Below are 18,088 nucleotides of genomic sequence, written 5' to 3'. Positions count from 1 at the left end.
TGAAGTGGGTTTATAAACAGTGTCGGGCCGAGTGGCAAGTCTCTTTTGGTACATTGGGCAACGTTGTTAAAATTAAAGGGAATGGAGTCGTTCCCTACTTTCGCTTTGCCAGGAAGAACCGTTTTAGTAGCGCGGAACATTCAGACTCCATGACGCCGGATACTACCCATATCTTGTGGTTTGAAAAGGGTAGGTCGTGTCCCGCAAGATTTGTGACAAGTGCGCCGGCTCCAGGGTCCTTTGCACCAAAAACAACTCCGCCGACCCGGGCGTGAATAAGGGCTCCGGTACACATCAGGCAGGGCTCCAACGTAACCGCAAGAATTGCTCCGGAAAGCCGGTAATTGCCTACCTTGGCTCCAGCCTTGCGCAGGCAGAGGATTTCCGCATGTGCGGTTGGATCGTTCGTGCCTATGGGACAATTATGTGCCTTGGCCAACAACTCGCCCGATGCGGAAAACAACGCGGCCCCTACGGGAGATTCATGGTCCGAAGCCGCACGGCAGGCTTCCTCGAACGCGACGTTCATCAGGGAACGCCAGGTCTGTCCCGCAGGGGGGGAGGGTGGAGGCGCAACCGGCACGCTGAAAGCCTACTTTGCCTTGAGGTAATTGACCCCGGCCTCCAGCATGGCCAGTCCCAGTGGAATGTCCGAAGCCCGGCCACGCGTCCATGTCGGATGATTGGTTGGATGGTTGAATGCCTCGGGGTGGGGCATCAGACCGAAAATCCTGCCTGTGGGATCGGTCAGCCCGGCTATCCCCATGGGAGAACCATTGGGGTTGAAAGGATATTGCTCCGTGGGCTTGCGAGTATCCGGGTCGACATACTGAAGAGCGTACAGATTATTCTGAACGATGGCGTTAAGGGTGGGCTCGTCCATGGGAATGATTTTGCCTTCCCCATGACGGACAGGAGCCTGAAGGTATTCGATCCCCTTGGTGAAGACACAAGGAGATGCCGGATTGGCCTTCAGTGTGACCCAACGGTCCTCGAACCGACCAGAGTCATTGTAGGAAAGAGAAACCTGGCGTTCGAAGTAGTGATCTTCTACGGCCGGGAGAAGCCCCAGCTTGCACAGTAATTGGAAGCCGTTGCAAATGCCGAGAATGATTCCGCCGCTCTCGAAAAAATTCTTGAGCTGATCCAGCACCGGGTTGCCATCCTTGGACGTGGCCCAGCGCCAGCGCAGAGCGGCTGCCTGGGCTGCGCCCAGGTCATCTCCATCCAGAAATCCGCCAGGACACAGGAGAAAATTATAGTCGTCCATGCGAACATGACCAGCGGCGAGATCGGAAAAATACACGATGTCGGCTTTATCCGCCCCGGCCGCCGTAAGTGCGTGGGCGGACTCCTCGTGGCAGTTGGTGCCATATCCTGTTATGACAAGTGCGTTGACGCTGGCCATGAAAATCTCCTCTTCGTATTGACTTTACTCCAGTACCCTGCAAAATTTGCAAAGCGGCATGCGCTGGCAGGGAACATACGTGTCCGGCCCATGACAGTCAACACGTCCGACACCGCTACGAACACAAAGTATTCCATATAATTCAAGCATTACCAAGGGGCTTCCTCGTATGAAAACCAAATTCATTTTTATTACCGGTGGCGTGCTTTCCTCCCTCGGCAAAGGCCTGGCGGCGGCATCCATCGGCGCATTGCTGCAGGCGAGGGGTCTCAAGGCGACCATTCAAAAGCTCGATCCTTACATCAATGTCGATCCGGGCACCATGAATCCATTTCAGCACGGTGAAGTATATGTCACCGATGATGGCGCCGAAACCGACCTCGACCTTGGGCACTACGAACGCTATCTGAACAAGTCGCTCAGCCAGCAGAACAACTACACCTCCGGTTCCATCTACAACTCCGTTATTCAAAAAGAACGCCGTGGCGACTACCTCGGTGGCACGGTGCAGGTCATCCCCCACATTACCGACGCCATCAAAGAGGCCGTCATCAATCTGCCCAATGGCGAAGATGTCGCGCTTATCGAAATCGGCGGAACAGTCGGCGATATTGAGGGACAGCCTTTCCTGGAGGCAATACGCCAGCTCAAGAACGATCTGGGCAAGGAAAACGTCCTCTACATCCATCTGACCCTGGTACCTTATATCAAGGTGGCGGGCGAACTGAAGACCAAACCGACCCAGCACTCTGTCAAAGAATTGCGCAGCGTTGGTATTCAGCCGGACATCATTATCTGTCGTTCCGAAGTGCAGTTGCCGGAAGACCTCAAGAGCAAGATCGCTCTCTTCTGTGATGTTGATCAGGATGCCGTATTCAGCGGCGTGGATGTCTCAAACATTTATGAAGTGCCCCTCAAGTTCTATGAGGAAGGCGTGGACCAGAAGATCGCCATTCTGCTGAAGCTCCCGGCCCGCAATGCCGAGTTGGCTCCGTGGGAAGGGCTCGTACATAAGCTGCACAACCCGGCCGGAACGGTCAAAATCGGTATTATCGGCAAGTATGTCGATCTGACCGAAGCCTACAAGAGCCTGCACGAAGCCTTGATACACGGTGGTATCGCCAACGACGTTAAAGTAGAACTTGAATATTTCAACTCCGAAAAAGTTACTCCCAAAAATGTGGAAAAAAAGCTCCAGGGCCTGGACGGCATCCTGGTGCCCGGAGGATTCGGTTCTCGAGGCATTGAGGGCAAAATCGTTTCCATCAAATACGCCCGCGAAAACAAGATTCCGTTCTTCGGCATTTGCCTCGGCATGCAGTGCGCTTGTATCGAGTTTGCCCGGAATGTCATTGGCCTTGAAGGAGCAAATTCCGAGGAGTTTGATACCGAAACGCCCCATAACATCATCTATCTGATGAAAGAGTGGTACGACTTCCGCACCAAGAAAACCGAAGTGCGGGACGAGGAGTCCAACAAGGGCGGTACCATGCGTCTTGGCGCCTACCCGTGCAAGCTCAAGAAGGACACCGCTGCCTTTGCTGCATATCAGACGCCCAACATCGAGGAACGCCATCGCCACCGGTTCGAGTTCAATAACAAGTTCATTGAACAGTTCCAGGAAAACGGCATGGTCCTCTCCGGTACGGCTCCGGACGAATCCCTGGTGGAAATCGTGGAGTTGTCCGGGCATCCCTGGTTCCTGGCTTGCCAGTTCCATCCGGAATTCAAGTCCAATCCCATGAATCCGCATCCGCTGTTCCGCGACTTTATCGGAGCGGCCAAGCTGGATAAGGCCAAGAAGAAGGGGAAATAGTTGCTCACGAGCAAATTGTATATGGGAAGCCGGTCCGGCCCGTTTGTTCTGGCCGGTCCGTGCGTTATTGAAAGTCGTGAGTTGGCATTGTCCACGGCCGAGACCTTGGCTGAAATTGCCGACAGACTGGATATTCCCCTCGTTTACAAGAGCTCTTTTGACAAGGCGAACCGGACCTCGGTGGATAGCTACCGTGGTCCGGGCCTTGAAGAGGGGCTCTCCATCCTGGCGGAAGTCAAACGACAAACCCAACTACCTATTGTTACGGATATCCACCAGCCTTCACAGGCCGCTCTGGTGGCCGAAGTGGCTGACGTCATCCAGGTCCCGGCTTTTTTGTGTCGTCAAACGGATTTGCTGGTGGCGGCCGCCTCCACTGGATGCATAGTGAACGTCAAAAAGGGACAGTTCCTTGCCCCGTGGGATATGGAGCATGTGGTAAATAAGCTGCGGAGCACCGGAAACGACCACATTTGGCTCACGGAACGCGGTTCCACGTATGGTTACAACAATCTGGTTGTGGACATGCGTTCCATCTCTGAGATGAAGCGCTTCGACGTTCCGGTCGTCTTCGACGCCACTCACTCGGTGCAATTGCCGGGAGGGCAGGGCTGCGCCTCCGGAGGCCAAAGAGAATATGTCTCGGTACTGGCCTCTGCGGCTGTAGCGGCCGGTGCGAATGGCGTGTTCATGGAAACGCATCCTGATCCGGATAAGGCCCTGTGCGATGGTCCCAACAGTCTGCCCATAGATCAAATGGAAAAATTGCTCATCCGGCTCAAGGGCATCTGGGAGTTGAATCGCAATGAATGAAAAAGCATTAAAGCTGGCAAAAAATATTAAACTGCTGGTTCTTGATGTCGATGGCGTACTGACCGACGGCGGACTCTATTATGACGCCAATGGAATGGCCATGAAACGATTCGACGTACAGGACGGTTTCGGCATCAAGCTTGCGCAGTCAGCGGGGCTGGAGATTGGCGTCATTACCGGACTGGATCAGGCTCCAGTCGCAAATCGCATTCATGAGCTGGGTGTACGCCACTACTATCCCGGCAAGCATAAGAAAATCCCTCTGTTTGAAGAAATTTGCCAGAAAGTTGGGGTGGATGTGAGTGAAGCCGCCTTCATGGGCGACGACTGGATCGACCTCGGCGTGATGAAACGGGCAGGCATGGCGCTGTGTGTTCCAAATGCCATGCCGGAAGTCATTGAAGCTGCGGATTGGGTTTCCCCCAGGTCGGGCGGACACGGCGCTGTTCGCGATGCCGTTTGTTTCATTTTGGAAGCACGGGGGTTGCTCGAGACCGCGATGCAACCTTGGGCGGGATAGATGAACAGGCGTTCCGCGCTGTTTCTAATCACAATATTTGCCGTAGGGCTCGTGGCCGGCATCTCCATGAAGACGGTGTTCTTTTCTGAGCCCGTGGTGGAGCATCCAACGAAAGCCGCTCCATCTCCTCAGTCTCGCCAGCAGCTTCTGGACGAGGCTGATATCACTGCCAAGGATATTGAGCTTGTACAGGGGAAGGAGGGGACCATGAACTGGAAACTCCTTGCCTCGGAAGCGAAATACAACCAAACGAAGAAGCTGATCGGAGTCGAGAAACCTCAGCTGACGGCTTTTTATGGCAAGGATCGGCAGGAAGTCTATGTCAAGGCAGACAGGGGCGAGGTTGACCAGATGAACGACAACCTGACCTTGTATGACAATGTGGCCGGGCGTTTTGGCGATCTGGAGCTTGAAGCCCAGCACCTCGATTATGTCGGAGCCATTAATAAGGTTTACCTCAAGGGAGGTGTGACCATCCGCCGGCCCGACATGACCTTTACAGCCGTTGCCGTTGAAATTGACCTTGTCAGCTACGAGGTGGTTGCAGCCGGTGGTGTAGATGCATTGTTGGCAACCACCCACTTTGATGAAAATCCTATTTCACGTTAAAGTAGGGACATGACCCATATGAAGATAATTGGCCAAATAGCCGTTACGCTGATTCTGATATGCCTGTTCATCACATCAGCTCAAGCCGCTGAGTGGGGAGAAATTCGTCAGGCCACAGTCAACCTGAATGTTCGTGCAGCCCGAGACAGCAAAGGCAAGCATGTTGTCACTCTGCACAAGGGAGACAAGGTCAAATGCGATTTCCTTAAAGCTGGGTGGTTTGCCATTTTCAAGATGGATGAAACCGAACGCAGTGAGAAAAACGCTCTGGGGTTTGCAAATGCCAAGTTTCTGAAATTGGTTGATGTGCCGAAGCCAGAGGCCGAGGTGACATCGCCCCCGGCTTCGGCCAAAACCGAAGTGGTGAAGGCTCAAAACCCCGCACAGGTCGTAAACAAGACGGAAGGCGAAGGGGAGTTGAAGGGCGCTGTGGCAGAATCCGCCCCGCCGGATCCGATTAAAATCGGCGTGGACCCTGGCAAATTGCCGGTTCAAATCACGTCCGACCGCATGACTTACGATGAAAGCGGCAAGGTTGTAACCTTCAAGGGCAACGTGGTCGCCAAGCACGGGGAACTTACCCTGTGGGCCGATACGTTGTCTGCGTTCTTCGGTTCAAAGTCCGGTAAGAAATTTTCCGTGGACAGTGTGGACCGCATTGTGGCGCAAGGGAATGTACGCGCCAAGAAGGGCAAAACGGAAGGCGAATGCCAGAAGGTTACCTACTATGTGGAGAAACAGCTGCTGACAATGGAGGGCGACCCCATTCTGAGCGATGGTCCCAATAGCCTGACTGGAGGGACGATCAATTTTTATGTCCACGAAAACCGTAGTGAGGTTATTCGAGGCAAGGACAAGCGCGTTAAAGCCATTTTCCTGACCCCGGCCAGGATCAAGGAGCAATAAGTCCATGCCAGGAGGACTGCAAGCCGCCAACCTGACAAAGCGGTATGGTCAGAAAGAGGTTGTCCGCGGCATCAATCTGGAGCTGCACACAAAAGAGGTCGTGGGGCTACTGGGACCGAATGGAGCGGGAAAGACCACAACTTTCTATATGCTCGTCGGGATAGTCAAACCCAATACGGGAGTAGTGGCGCTAAACGGGAAGCCGCTCACGGATAAGCCGCTGCATGAAAGGGCCCGGATGGGGGTAAGCTATCTTCCGCAGGAGAGTTCCATATTCCGCAAGCTGAGTGTTCGCGAAAATCTGGAGATCATCTTGGAGCAGACATCGCTCACAGCTGCGGCCCAGCGCAAAAGAGCTGATGAACTGATGGAAATGTTCACCATCACCAAGCTCGCGGATCAGGCCGCCATGTTCCTTTCCGGCGGAGAGCGGCGACGTCTGGAAATCGCAAGGGCGCTGATTATGGACCCACAGTTCATTCTCCTAGACGAGCCCTTCGCCGGAATTGATCCCATTGCCGTCATCGATATTCAGGAAATCATCTCCGTGCTTAAAAGCATGGGGATCGGCATTCTTATTTCCGACCATAATGTCCGGGAGACACTCAATATTTGCGATCGGGCTTATCTGGTCTACGAAGGGGCTGTCATCCTGGAAGGCACACCGGACGCCATAGTGAAGAGCAGCCGCGCTCGCCAGATATATCTAGGTGAAGATTTTCATCTTTAATCTCGTTTTTTCCTTGATTTTGCCAAGTTCCGATTTACAGCCCCGGGAATCATTGGTACAGTTCTTTCATACCTTCTTAGTCTCAAAATATTCCCAACACTCACAATAAGTTATAACAATTTTGTTGCTTCCTGAATAGGAGTGTGGCATAGTTGGAGCCAAGAAGTGGTGGTGGCTCTCAAAAAAAATCAACCCAACTCGGAGATTATTCCGACAGATCAGCCTCGAGGCTTTAAATATGGGCCTGGAACTCAGACAGCAACTCAAACTATCACAACAACTGGTCATGACGCCCCAGTTGCAGCAGGCTATCAAACTGCTGCAACTCTCTCGTCTTGAGTTGTTGGAGACGGTTCAGCAGGAACTCATGGAGAACCCGTTTCTCGAAGAGACCGAGAGCGAGACCGAAGTTCGGGATGCCAAGGATGAGAAGCTGACCGAATCCCAGGCGGAAGAGGAACTGGTCCGTACCGCTGATTGGGAAAATTACCTGGGTGAATTTTCCAGTACCTCAAAGCAGGCTCTCGGACGTGATCTCGAAATTGCCGAAGAAGGGCTTTCATTCGAGGCCCGTCTCGCCTCCAAACCCTCGCTGGAGGGGCATTTGAATTGGCAGATGCGTCTGTCCAATTTCTCCGAGCGCGATCTGGCCATCGGTGATGTCGTCATCGGCAACATCGACGGCAACGGTTATCTGCAGGCGTCCACCGAGGAGATTCTGGGACTGATTCAGGCTACCGAAGAGGAAGTCGAATCGGTAATCAAGCGGATTCAGCACCTTGATCCCGTTGGGGTCGGTGCCCGTACGCCACAGGAATGCCTGCTGGTGCAGATGGAGGTTCTGACACTTGACGATCCGATCCTTGTCTCTCTGGTGCAGGACCACCTGGAAGATTTGGAAAAGAATCGATACAAGCCGCTGGCCCGCAAGTTCAAAATTTCCATGGAAGAGTTGAAGGAATACCTGGATATCCTTCAGACGCTCGACCCCATGCCGGGGGCAAATTTTTCGGGAACAGATCCGCACTATGTCAGCCCGGATGTCTTTGTTTATCACTATGGCGACGAGTTCGTCATCATTCTGAACGAGGACGGCCTCCCCCGGTTGCAGATGAACACCTTCTACATGGATACGATGAAGGGTGCCGCCTCCAAGGAAAAGGAATATTTTCAGGAAAAGATGCGTTCCGCCGCATGGTTGATGAAAAGTCTGTACCAGCGGCAGCGAACCCTGTATAAAGTAGTTGAGAGCATTGTTCGCTTTCAGCATGATTTCTTTGAACACGGCGTGACAAAACTCAAACCTCTCATCCTCAAGGAGGTTGCAGAAGACATCGAAATGCACGAATCCACAGTCAGCCGCATCACGACCAGCAAGTACGTGTCCACGCCGCACGGAATATTCGAGTTGAAGTTTTTCTTCAACAGCGCGCTGGATTTGAACGATGGCTCACAAGTGGGATCGGAAAGCGTTAAGGCGCTCATCAAGCAGATGATCGCAGAGGAAGACACAAAGAAACCGCTCAGCGACGAAAGGATCGGCGAAATTCTCCAGGAAAAACTGGATGTGAACATCGCCCGGCGTACTGTAGCCAAGTATCGATCCGCAATGGGCATCCCGTCGTCCTCAAAACGCAAACAGTACTTTTAGTTGTATTGTTGGCACATTCAACCAGGAGGTAGCGCATGAACATCAGCTTCAATTTCAAGAACTTCGAGCCCTCTGACCACCTCAAGGGTTATGCCCAGAAGCGCTTTGAGAAGATAAGCAAGTTCGTTTCGGATTCCGAAGCCGATCTGCAGGTCAACCTGCTGGTGGACAAATTTCGGCATAAGGCTGACGTGATCCTCAACGCCGACAACATACATTTATCCGCCTACGAAGACTCCGAGGACATGTACTCAACCATTGATATGGTCTTGGACAAGGTGGAAGCCCAGCTTCGAAAGATGCGTGAAAAGGTGAAGGGTCGCAATAAGAAGGCCCGCAGCACCAAGGCGATGACGAGTTTCATCTCCTATGAAGACTTGGCCGGCACAGACAAGAGGCCGACCATCGTGGGGACGGATTCCTACGAACCCAAGCCGATGAGCGTGGATGAAGCCGCCATGCAACTCGATTCTCTGGAAAATGACTTTTTGGTGTTTCTCAATGCTGAAACCGATGGCGTCAATGTCATCTACAAGCGCAAGAACGGCGATTTTGGCCTGATCGACCCTGGATACTAATTATGCAACTTGGTGAATTCCTTGAGAAGGATCTTATCCTTCCAGAACTGACCTCCGCTTCCAAAGCGCAGGTACTTGAAGAACTGATTGCCCCGTTGGGCACGAAATATCCCGAGATGGACACGGACCTTGCGGTCCGTGTCCTTCTCGACCGTGAACGGCTCGGTACGACCGGCATCGGTGATGGCATAGCTATCCCCCACGGTAAACTCGAAGACCTGGAAAAGGTAATCGTTGTCGTAGGCCGGAGCCGTGATGGGGTTGATTTCGAAGCTCTCGACCATGAACCGTGCCATATCTTTTTTCTGGTCCTTGCGCCCGAGCAAGTGGCAGGAATGCACCTGCGCATTCTGGCGCAAATATCCCGCCTGTTAAAGGACGAAAGTTTCCGTCGCCAATTCCTGGATGCGGATGATCTTGACAGTCTGTGGACGATGCTCAAGAACGTATAACCCCAGGACACTCCCGTGACTCCCAGCAACCCGTTCCCTGTAGTCGTCGTTACCGGCATTTCCGGTTCCGGGAAAAGTACTACGCTCAAGGTGTTCGAAGATCTGGGATTTTTTTGCATTGATGGCTTGCCGTCGCGCATGTCTCCCAAAATTGCTGATCTCATATTCAACAAGGACTCCCGCTATCGCGGGCTTGCCCTTGGCATGGACATGCGCCAGCCGGAATTTTTGGAAGGGTGGGATATCGCCTTTTCCGAATTTTCAACAATGGGCATTGTACCCCAGGTGCTGTTCCTTGAAGCCAGACGATCCGAACTTGTACGGCGCTATGCAACCACGCGCCGTCCGCACCCTCTGGAAAGTCAATCTCTTGGCCTGGAGCAGGCTCTTGAACAGGAGAAGGTCCTTCTGTCCAACATCCGTGCGAACGCCGATCTTGTCCTGGATACGTCAGATTATTCTGTGCACGACCTGCGCAGGGTGATCCAGACCAAATGGTCTGCCATTGAGGAACTGGGCAAGGGGATGCGGGTGCATATCATTACTTTCGGGTTCAAATATGGCGTGCCCACCGAAGCTGATTTCGTTTTTGACCTGCGCTTTCTGCCCAACCCGTATTTTGACAAAAAACTGCGAGCCTTGAGCGGGCTGGACAAGCCTGTGTCCGATTACGTGCTCAAGAGTGATGTCGGTGCAGTCTTTATTGAAAAGTTTTCTGATTTTCTTACTTATATTTTGCCACTTTATGCAAACGAAGGCCGCTACCGTATTACGCTGGCCTTGGGATGTACGGGCGGACGCCATCGCTCGGTATCCGTCGCGGAATCCGTACTGGCAACACTGCGTCAAAAAAGATATGCCGTAACCATCGAACACAGACATATGGAACTCGGATAATGGCTGCAAACAAGAAAAAGGAATCTATAGTCGGCGTGGTGGTCGTCACGCACGGCTCCTTCGGACAATCTTTGCTGGATGTTGCTGAAATCGTTCTCGGTCCTCAGGAATACTGTAAGGCCGTGGGGGTTGACGTAAATCGTGGTGTGGACGAAACAGTGGATGCTATCCGCAAAGCGATCAAGTCCGTTGAGACAGGCCGGGGTGTTGTGGCATTGACCGACCTCTTCGGTGGTTCTCCCACGACAATGAGCCTTTCTCTCATGAAGTCAGAAAATCTCGAGGTCATAACCGGTGTCAACTTGCCCATGCTCGTAGCTACACTGCAATCCCGCCTGATGCATCTGGATGCCCTTGCCGAAAAAATTCGGGACGCAGGCCAGCAGGGGATTAAGGTTGCCGGGGCTATGCTGCGTAAGAAGGCGGCAACGAAGAAGTAAGGGGCCGCTACGTGTTTTTGGTACGCATAGACAACCGACTCATCCATGGCCAAGTTATCGAGGCATGGCTGCCGTATACCGGGGCTAAAACCGTCATCGTGGCAAATGACGAACTGGCCGAAGACGTCCTCCAGCAGGAAATCATGTCTTTGGCCATTCCTCAAACTGTCGACAGCCTGTTTGTTGGCGTTGAGAAATTGCACGACACGGTGGAAGAGGGCGGTTCATCGGATGTTCTGATTTTGTTTTCCAGTTGTGCTGATGCCCGGCGGGCCTTTGACAACGGGTTTTCCTTCAATCTCCTCAATGTGGGCAATGTTCACTACACGCCCGGGAAAAAGCAGATTTCTCCCAGCGTCGCGCTTTCGGATGATGATGAGGGGTGCTTGCGATATTTGTCACGAAAGGGTGTTGTTCTTGATTTTCGCTGTGTTCCCAATGATCCGATCCAGGTGAGGTTCTGATGCTGACTTCTCATCCCTTTTTCTGGTTCGCTCTGGTCGCTTTTTTTTTGCCCTGTTTTCCCTGTTCCGTTCGTCACTAAGCATCGGCCTGCTGGAACGGCCTCTGGTCATCGGGCTGTTCTGGAGCCTTTTTTATCATGATTCCGCAACAAGTCTGTACATTGCTATTTTCTTTGAATTATTCTGGTTGGACTTGATCCCTGCCGGGACATTCATCCCCCCCCATCTAACCGCAGCTACTTTTTCCGCCCTGGCTCTTACTACTTACTTCGGGTTCGACCACCCGGGGCGAATCATGATCGTTCTATTCCTCAGCATGCCTTTGGCCTGGCTGGGAACCCGCATTGACGGCATGTTGCGAGAGCGGGAAAAGGACAGCTACAATCAGATGCTCAATTGGGCGCGCAATCCGCAGTCGCCGCACTTGCCAGCCAAAATTGTGGGCCGCTCCCTGCTTCGATCTTTTCTCGCAGCATGGATTTCCTTTTTTGCCGCGGTCATGATTCTCAAATACGCAGTAAATACGCTTCTCACCATTTATCCCGGTATTTTCACGACCATGGACATAACCTGGGCGTACTTGTGGATTGCAGCCACGCTGGGAGGATTGATGGCACTCAGGGTCAGACGAGCATATGTCATCCTTGGAGCCGGCATAATTCTTTTTATTCTTTTCATGCTTTCTGGACGGTTTTAGCTTGGCAGTCGGCACGCTTTGTGATATTTGGCACATGCTATTTCCGGTGCAGAATCCTGACATCAGGACACTACAATTTAGGAGGACTTTGATATGGCTATTTTGGTTGTTGGACACAAAAACCCCGATACCGACACCGTTGCTTCCGCGATCGCTGTCGCTGACCTGTTCACCAAACGCGGCCAGGAAGCTAAGGCCGTCACTCAGGGCGCCATTGCTCCCGAGACCGCTTTCGTCCTCGAGAAGTTCGGCTTTGCCGCTCCCGAGATCGTGACCGATGCTACCGACAAGCAGATCATTCTTGTCGACCACACCGACATTTCCCAAACCATCGACAACCTGGGCAAGGGCGAACTGCTGGCCGTCGTCGACCACCACAAGCTGGGCGACGTCACCACCCCGAATCCGCTGGAAATGTGGGTTTGGCCCGTGGGCTGTACCGGCACCGTCATCAAGTCCATGTACGATTTCTACGGCGTTGAAATGCCCAAGAACGTCGCCGGCATCCTGCTGTGCGCCATCCTGAGCGACACCGTCATGTTCAAGTCCGTCACCTGCACCGACCAGGACAAGGCCGCCGTTGAGGCTCTGGCCAAGATTGCTGGTGTGTCCGATGTCATGGCCCTGGGCATGGAGATGTTCAAGGTCAAGTCCGCTGTTGACGGCGCTTCCGCCAACGAGCTGGTCTTCCGTGACTACAAGGACTTCGACATGGGTGGCCAGAAGGTCGGTATCGGCCAGCTGGAAGTTGTTGATCTGTCCATGCTGGACGCTCACAAGGATGCCCTGCAGGCCGAGATCGCCAAGGTGAAGGCCGATGGCCGTCACTCCGTCTTCCTGCTGCTGACCGACATCATGAAGGAAGGCTCCGAGATGCTGATCGCCTCCGACGATCCCTCCGTGGTCGAGAAGGCCTTCGGTGTTGCCACCAAGGGCGAACCCGTATGGTTGGACGGCGTCATGAGCCGTAAGAAGCAGGTTGCTCCCAACTTCATCAAGGCCTTTGAAGGCTAAGCTGTAACAGGCTGATTTAGTGCGCAAAGTCGGGCCCGTCAGCGTTGTGCTGGCGGGCCTTTGCTTTTTTCGCTTCCAAGTCGTCTTGGGTAAAGATATTGGGAAAAATTTCTCAATCCTGTTCGCAACGTGTCTCACACCCATTTCATTTCAACGAACCAGCGGCAGTTCGTTCCAGGATGTGGTGAATCTTTGCGAAAGATGACGCTGGCGCATATGCCATGCCTTGGGCCCTATGCCGGTTCCGGCAAAGTGTAGGGTATTACTCCCATACCGTGCATTAACAGCATCCAGAGCCGTCATGAGCCCCTTTTCCCTGGCTGATAATGGTGCGCGATCACATTCATCAAAGGTAAGCTGGTGACATCCACGCGGCGTCAGGTCCAAAAGCAATATTCCCGCCTTTTGGTACCGATAACCCGGCCGATAGATATCACGCAGTATGCCTTTGGCTCTTTCTAACAAAACCGGTGTATAGTTTGAGGGAAAGGGAAGAGGCAAACTGCCGCAGCCTGAATACTGGGGATCTGGAGCGTGTCGGGCCGTATGTAAAAAGACCTGCACGGCCCCGGCGAGAAGCCCGCGGGAACGAAGTTTGACTGCAGCACGTTGCATGTAGGCAGAAACGGCTTCCTCCAGCGCAGCAAGGTCACTGATGCGCGTGCCGAATGAACGGGAACAGGTGATGCTTGCGGCAGGCGGGGCCTCCTCAATGAGAATCGATGGAATCCCCTGTAGCTCCAGAACAGTACGCAGCCCGCAGACTGTGAGTTTTTCACGAACCCAATCCCGGGTTCGCTGGGTCAGTTCCAAAGCGCTGTGTACACCCAGACGATGCAGCTTGGCTGCGTTGCGGCGGCCAATACCCCAGACCTCGCCAACATCAAGGCTGGCCAGTTCCCGACGTACTCCGGCCTGGCTGTCGAGCATCCAGACACCGTGGGAGTCGGGACGTTTCTTCGCCAACTTGTTGGCAACCTTGGCCAGCGTCTTGGTGTGCGCCAGCCCCACGCAAACAGGGATACCCGTCCACTGGCCGACTCTTTTTCGAATCTCCGCAGCCAAGGAAAGCAAGGTATTTCGGTCCTGATGGCGTAGCAGCAGGAAACATTCGTCTATGGAATACCGCTCCACCTCGGAGGAGAAATCACAGAGAATCTCATGTACGCGTGCGGACATATCGCCATATAGCGCATAGTTAGAAGAGAAGGCACGCACACCGTGGTGAGCAAAAAAAGCCCGCCGTTTGAATTCCGGCTCCCCCATGCCGATGCCCAGGTGTTTGGCCTCTTCCGATCGGGCTATGACACATCCGTCGTTGTTGGAAAGGACCACCACGGGGATGCCTTCCAAACTCGGATCGAAGGCGCGCTCACAGGATACATAAAAATTGTTGCAATCCACCATGGCCACCCATGGGGACGAAGACGGGCGTTGCATCAGAGCTTCCGTACAACGCCGGAAACAACGCCCCAAATGGTCAGCTCCTGTTCTTCATGAATCTCTATGGGGCGATAGGCGCTGTTTTCCGGCAGCAAGAATATCCGTCCATTGAAACGTCCCAGTCGTTTGACGGTCAGCTCTCCATCCACAACAGCCACCACAATCCGGCCTGTTTTTGCTTCCCGGGAGCGATCTACGATCAAAACATCTCCATCAAGTATTCCGGCATCAATCATGGAATCGCCTCCAACACGAACCATGAAAGTGGCTGCCGGGTTGGTGACCAGATAACGATTGAGATCCAGAGCGGTCTCCACATAGTCATCGGCAGGAGAGGGGAAACCGGCAGAAACCGCGTCCAGATAGAGAGGAACGTCAGCTGACGGTGAGGGGGCGATCGCGGCCCTCCCGATGGGCTTCATTTCACTTGTGGCACTCATTTTTGAACTTTTACCTGTAAAATTGGGGAGAATGGCAACAACCAACTGTTTACTTTTGATAAACTAGCATAGAGCCAATATACCTACAAGCCTTGAACGGAAGAAAAAAAAGGGCGGCATGTGCCGCCCTTTGGGGAGAAGAAAAAACAAACGAGCCCCAAACCGCATTGGTCTGGGGCTCGAAAAATACTACAGGAGACCGGCCTCCTTGAGCACCGATTTCAGCTTAGGTTTATTTTCGTCCTGCAAAGGCACGATGGGAAGGCGGAAACTCGCCTCGGGGAAGATACCCATCATATTCAGTGCGGTTTTGACCGGAATGGGGTTGGTCTCCATGAACATGGCCCGATTGACGGGAGCCAGTTTAAGGCTCAGGTCCAGGGCGCCCTCATGGTCCTTTTCCACAAAAAGACGGCACATGTCGCTCATTGCCTTGGGCATGATGTTTGACACGACGGAAATAACGCCGCTTCCACCAACAGCGAGTAGGGGAAGGGCTGTAAAATCATCACCGGAGAGCAGGCAGAAGTCCTTGCCGCATTGCTCAATGACTTGAGCTCCCTGGTTGAGATTGCCCGTGGCTTCCTTGACTGCGAAGACCTCGGGAACAGCGTCGGCGATCATCTTGAGGTGTGCAGGCAGCAGGTTGAGTCCGGTACGGCCCGGCACGTTGTAGATGACGAGCGGCATGGAGGCTTCGGCTGCAATGGCCTTGAAGTGCTCCACCAAGCCCTGCGGGGTAGGTTTGTTGTAGTAGGGCGTAATCTGCAGTGCAGCGTCCGCTCCAGCAGCCTTGGCCATCTTGGTCAGTTCGATCGCCTCGCGGGTGCTGTTGGACCCGGCACCGGCAACGACCGGGACACGCCCTTTGGCCTGCTCCACGCAGATCTTGATGACTCGCCCCTGTTCCTCGTGGCTCATGGTTGCCGCTTCGCCGGTGGTGCCACACGGCACCAGTCCGTCGATCCCTTGTTCGATCTGCCATTCAATAAAATCACGGTAGGTGGTTTCGTCCACCTTTCCGTCCTTGAACGGCGTCGAGAGGGCGGTGATTGCTCCTCGAAGTTGCATGGTCTTCTCCCCTTGCAATGTTGGAATTATCCGTCGCAAGCCGTTATTGGAAAAGCGCGCTCACGTCCGGGTTGTCAACGTATTTATCACTGAGCGGCAGGGATGTCGTACTGGCTGCATCCACGGATTGCCATCCGGATGTCCCGGAATGATCTGGCCAGTCAAACAACCGAATCTCACTCAACGTTCTGCCCTTGTCATAAGAGCGAACCCACAAACAGCGTTTGCCGGACTCAAATCGTCCATCAACTCCGGAACCCCAACCGCTTCCGAGCAAAATGTCGGGCACGGCATCCGGACGTTGTGCCAGATACTCTCTCTCCGCCAGCCATCCCCAGTCGGAAAGTGCGACGACCAGACGAGCGTGTTTTCGCTCAGCCCGGATTGTACGAGAGATTCTGGCTATCATGTCTTCAGGCGGAGCCTCCTGGCCTGCCCGCAAATGGGGCAGACGAAGAAAGGCAACCACATCCCCGCGAGAGGTGGTGACAAGGGCAACAGGTTCCTCTCGTGCGGATTTTTGGACCGGACCGGGCCTAATGCCAGCATCAGATAAGGCTTTAGCCTCATCATCAGCAAGCAGACCGACGTCATACTTCATCAAATCAAAGGCCTTTGCAAGGGCCTTTGTGACAGTCGGAGATGGTAAGGGCTCATCCGGATGCATAAATTCCCACCCACCTGCTATGAGCAAATGTGGAGATTCAGACTTAAAAATATCAAAAAGATAAGTAGCCCGCCGGGCTACTCCGCCAAGAGTATGCCCGCCTCAGGAAGGACATGGCTTAATAACGCCATAGGTGTTGGCTGAGTAGAGAAGAGTCAACACCGGCTGCTTCGCCCCTGCCCGTAGAGGGAGGAAAAGCGTGAGAAAAGCCAGAATCAGGCTGGGGAGAAGCCGAACCATTAGTCGTTGATGTATTCCTTCAACTCTTTGCCCGGACGGAAGAAGGGAAGTTTCTTCGATCTTACCTGGACAACACTGCCGGTCTTGGGATTACGGCCGGTGTAACCTTCGTAATCCTTGATTTTGAAGCTGCCGAAACCTCTGATTTCGACGCGATCGCCGCGGAGCAGAGCTTCCTTTACGGAGTCGACAAAAGCGCCGACTACCTTGGTAGCCTCATCCACATGCATTTTCTTCTCATCCGACAGAGCCTTGATCAATTCGCTCTTGTTCATGGTATTCCCCCTTAAACATTGCGTTGCCCGCTACCTGGAAATAAAGGTGCGGGGGAACAAAGTGGAGTCACGATTTAAATTCTAACTAACTATGCCAAAAAATGGCTCTTTTCGTCAACCCCCTATTTCTTTTTTTCACATAAGGACGAAATCCTTCAAAATGGGGCGTTCTGCGATCTTATTCAGATTGTCCTCACGGTATCGCATAATCTTCTGGGCCAACAGATTGATATCCTTGCTGGCTCTTGCTTCCGGGGCAAATTTCAGGAGCGGAGTTTGCCTCCGAACCGACTCCACCAGGGTTGGATCCTGATGCACAAAGCCGAGACTGCTCACCGTAATATTCAAAAAATTCTTGCAGGCCATGGAGAGTCGCTCGAAGGTCTGCTTGGCTTCTGAAGCCGAAGTCGCCTGATTAACCAGTATAAGGAAGTCCCGAACCTTGTGTTGTGTGGCCAAGACCTTGATCATGGCATAGCTGTCGGTCATGGAGGTGGGTTCTGGCGTCACAACGACTATGCGCAACTGGGTTAGTGCCGCGAAGGAAAGGACCGTATTGCTTATTCCAGCACCGAGATCGAGCATAAGGTAATCATAAAGCCCGGCCAGTTTGACCAGCTTCTTGAACAAGATATCCTGCATGTCTTCATCCATTTCAACGAGTTCGGGCACGCCGCTGGTGGCCGGCAGCATGTCGAAACCGTTTTCGATGGCGACCAGGACATCCTCTGCATCGACTCCCTGGCGCAGCAAATCCTGAAGATTGCGTTCCGGGGAGATGCCAAGCAGGACGTCCAAATTGGCCAGACCAAGGTCGCAGTCCATCAGCATGGCCGTCATGTTCGCGTTATGCAGAGCATAACCCAAGTTGAGGACGATGTTCGTTTTGCCGACTCCACCCTTGCCGCTCATAATGGACAGACTCAATGTCTTGTTATCGTTCATATCCTGTCTCCA

21 protein-coding genes and 1 pseudogene are annotated in these 18,088 nt (G+C 53.3%); 14 read left to right on the top strand and 8 right to left on the bottom strand.

Annotated features, from left to right (window positions below; genetic code table 11):
• Positions 1 to 94: 94 nt before the first annotated feature.
• Both ACI0FG_RS07830 and ACI0FG_RS07825 read right to left on the bottom strand, forming a co-directional pair.
• Entirely contained in the window at positions 95 to 529 is a 435-nt protein-coding gene (locus ACI0FG_RS07830) for a nucleoside deaminase (RefSeq protein ID WP_419787981.1), read from the bottom strand.
• 63 nt (positions 530 to 592) lie between these two features.
• On the bottom strand, positions 593 to 1,408 hold the full coding sequence (locus ACI0FG_RS07825) for a phosphoribosylformylglycinamidine synthase subunit PurQ (protein ID WP_419787980.1): 816 nt from the start codon (positions 1,406 to 1,408) through the stop codon (positions 593 to 595).
• Positions 1,409 to 1,577: 169 nt separating this feature from the next.
• Between ACI0FG_RS07825 and ACI0FG_RS07820 the strand changes: the two genes are divergently transcribed.
• The 14 genes from ACI0FG_RS07820 to ACI0FG_RS07755 all read left to right on the top strand — a co-directional run bounded on the left by ACI0FG_RS07820 (position 1,578) and on the right by ACI0FG_RS07755 (position 12,995).
• On the top strand, positions 1,578 to 3,224 hold the full coding sequence (locus tag ACI0FG_RS07820) for a CTP synthase (protein ID WP_419787979.1): 1,647 nt from the start codon (positions 1,578 to 1,580) through the stop codon (positions 3,222 to 3,224).
• 21 nt (positions 3,225 to 3,245) lie between these two features.
• Positions 3,246 to 4,037 carry a 3-deoxy-8-phosphooctulonate synthase gene (gene kdsA, locus ACI0FG_RS07815; RefSeq protein ID WP_419787978.1) on the top strand — a complete coding sequence of 264 codons (792 nt, stop codon included), beginning with the start codon at positions 3,246 to 3,248 and terminating at the stop codon, positions 4,035 to 4,037.
• Positions 4,030 to 4,557, top strand: a complete 528-nt coding sequence (locus ACI0FG_RS07810) for a KdsC family phosphatase (RefSeq protein ID WP_419787977.1) — start codon at positions 4,030 to 4,032, stop codon at positions 4,555 to 4,557. Before kdsA ends, ACI0FG_RS07810 begins: the two co-directional genes overlap by 8 nt.
• Positions 4,558 to 5,166, top strand: coding sequence for an LPS export ABC transporter periplasmic protein LptC (gene lptC / locus ACI0FG_RS07805; protein WP_419787976.1), 609 nt, complete (start codon positions 4,558 to 4,560; stop codon positions 5,164 to 5,166).
• A 9-nt stretch (positions 5,167 to 5,175) separates the two neighbouring features.
• Complete coding sequence (lptA, locus tag ACI0FG_RS07800; RefSeq protein WP_419787975.1) at positions 5,176 to 6,072, top strand: lipopolysaccharide transport periplasmic protein LptA; 897 nt, start codon at positions 5,176 to 5,178, stop codon at positions 6,070 to 6,072.
• Positions 6,073 to 6,076: 4 nt separating this feature from the next.
• Positions 6,077 to 6,802: an LPS export ABC transporter ATP-binding protein gene (lptB, locus tag ACI0FG_RS07795; protein ID WP_419787974.1), complete on the top strand. Its 726-nt coding sequence runs from the start codon at positions 6,077 to 6,079 to the stop codon at positions 6,800 to 6,802.
• A gap of 238 nt (positions 6,803 to 7,040) precedes the next feature.
• Positions 7,041 to 8,453, top strand: coding sequence for an RNA polymerase factor sigma-54 (gene rpoN / locus ACI0FG_RS07790; RefSeq protein WP_419787973.1), 1,413 nt, complete (start codon positions 7,041 to 7,043; stop codon positions 8,451 to 8,453).
• A gap of 35 nt (positions 8,454 to 8,488) precedes the next feature.
• Complete coding sequence (gene hpf / locus ACI0FG_RS07785; protein ID WP_419787972.1) at positions 8,489 to 9,031, top strand: ribosome hibernation-promoting factor, HPF/YfiA family; 543 nt, start codon at positions 8,489 to 8,491, stop codon at positions 9,029 to 9,031.
• A 2-nt stretch (positions 9,032 to 9,033) separates the two neighbouring features.
• On the top strand, positions 9,034 to 9,483 hold the full coding sequence (locus ACI0FG_RS07780; RefSeq protein WP_419787971.1) for a PTS sugar transporter subunit IIA: 450 nt from the start codon (positions 9,034 to 9,036) through the stop codon (positions 9,481 to 9,483).
• Positions 9,484 to 9,498: 15 nt separating this feature from the next.
• A complete protein-coding gene (gene rapZ, locus ACI0FG_RS07775) occupies positions 9,499 to 10,380 on the top strand; it encodes an RNase adapter RapZ (protein ID WP_419787970.1) in 882 nt (293 codons plus the stop codon).
• The gene (locus ACI0FG_RS07770; RefSeq protein ID WP_419787969.1) at positions 10,380 to 10,820 is read left to right on the top strand and encodes a PTS sugar transporter subunit IIA; all 441 of its coding nucleotides are present in this window, start codon (positions 10,380 to 10,382) and stop codon (positions 10,818 to 10,820) included. The genes rapZ and ACI0FG_RS07770 overlap by 1 nt, the downstream gene beginning before the upstream one ends.
• An 11-nt stretch (positions 10,821 to 10,831) precedes the next feature.
• Positions 10,832 to 11,284, top strand: coding sequence for a PTS sugar transporter subunit IIB (locus tag ACI0FG_RS07765; protein ID WP_419787968.1), 453 nt, complete (start codon positions 10,832 to 10,834; stop codon positions 11,282 to 11,284).
• A 22-nt stretch (positions 11,285 to 11,306) separates the two neighbouring features.
• The gene (locus ACI0FG_RS07760) at positions 11,307 to 11,981 is read left to right on the top strand and encodes a PTS sugar transporter subunit IIC (protein ID WP_419788374.1); all 675 of its coding nucleotides are present in this window, start codon (positions 11,307 to 11,309) and stop codon (positions 11,979 to 11,981) included.
• A gap of 93 nt (positions 11,982 to 12,074) precedes the next feature.
• Positions 12,075 to 12,995 carry a manganese-dependent inorganic pyrophosphatase gene (locus ACI0FG_RS07755; protein WP_419787967.1) on the top strand — a complete coding sequence of 307 codons (921 nt, stop codon included), beginning with the start codon at positions 12,075 to 12,077 and terminating at the stop codon, positions 12,993 to 12,995.
• A 150-nt stretch (positions 12,996 to 13,145) separates the two neighbouring features.
• Here the strand turns inward: ACI0FG_RS07755 and ACI0FG_RS07750 are convergent, their stop codons facing one another.
• From ACI0FG_RS07750 to ACI0FG_RS07725, 6 genes and pseudogenes are all read right to left on the bottom strand, one after another.
• A complete protein-coding gene (locus ACI0FG_RS07750; RefSeq protein WP_419787966.1) occupies positions 13,146 to 14,435 on the bottom strand; it encodes a Y-family DNA polymerase in 1,290 nt (429 codons plus the stop codon).
• The gene (locus ACI0FG_RS07745) at positions 14,435 to 14,860 is read right to left on the bottom strand and encodes a LexA family protein (RefSeq protein WP_419788373.1); all 426 of its coding nucleotides are present in this window, start codon (positions 14,858 to 14,860) and stop codon (positions 14,435 to 14,437) included. Before ACI0FG_RS07745 ends, ACI0FG_RS07750 begins: the two co-directional genes overlap by 1 nt.
• Before the next feature lie 207 nt (positions 14,861 to 15,067).
• Positions 15,068 to 15,949: a 4-hydroxy-tetrahydrodipicolinate synthase gene (gene dapA, locus ACI0FG_RS07740; protein WP_419787965.1), complete on the bottom strand. Its 882-nt coding sequence runs from the start codon at positions 15,947 to 15,949 to the stop codon at positions 15,068 to 15,070.
• Between the two features lie 43 nt (positions 15,950 to 15,992).
• Entirely contained in the window at positions 15,993 to 16,856 is an 864-nt protein-coding gene (locus ACI0FG_RS07735) for a UshA-like (seleno)protein family 2 (RefSeq protein WP_420705204.1), read from the bottom strand.
• Positions 16,856 to 17,134, bottom strand: a pseudogene (locus ACI0FG_RS07730) (HU family DNA-binding protein); the annotation flags it as partial. The pseudogene ACI0FG_RS07730 and the gene ACI0FG_RS07735, both read right to left, overlap by 1 nt.
• A 132-nt stretch (positions 17,135 to 17,266) precedes the next feature.
• A complete protein-coding gene (locus ACI0FG_RS07725; RefSeq protein ID WP_419787963.1) occupies positions 17,267 to 18,076 on the bottom strand; it encodes a MinD/ParA family protein in 810 nt (269 codons plus the stop codon).
• Positions 18,077 to 18,088: the final 12 nt, after the last annotated feature.

It is taken from the genome of Pseudodesulfovibrio sp. 7M6 (assembly GCF_050058625.1).
Taxonomy (GTDB): Bacteria; Desulfobacterota; Desulfovibrionia; order Desulfovibrionales; family Desulfovibrionaceae; genus Pseudodesulfovibrio; species Pseudodesulfovibrio salinus.
The sequence above is the reverse complement of the archived record's forward strand: the minus strand, read 5'-3'. Positions and strand labels throughout refer to the sequence as shown.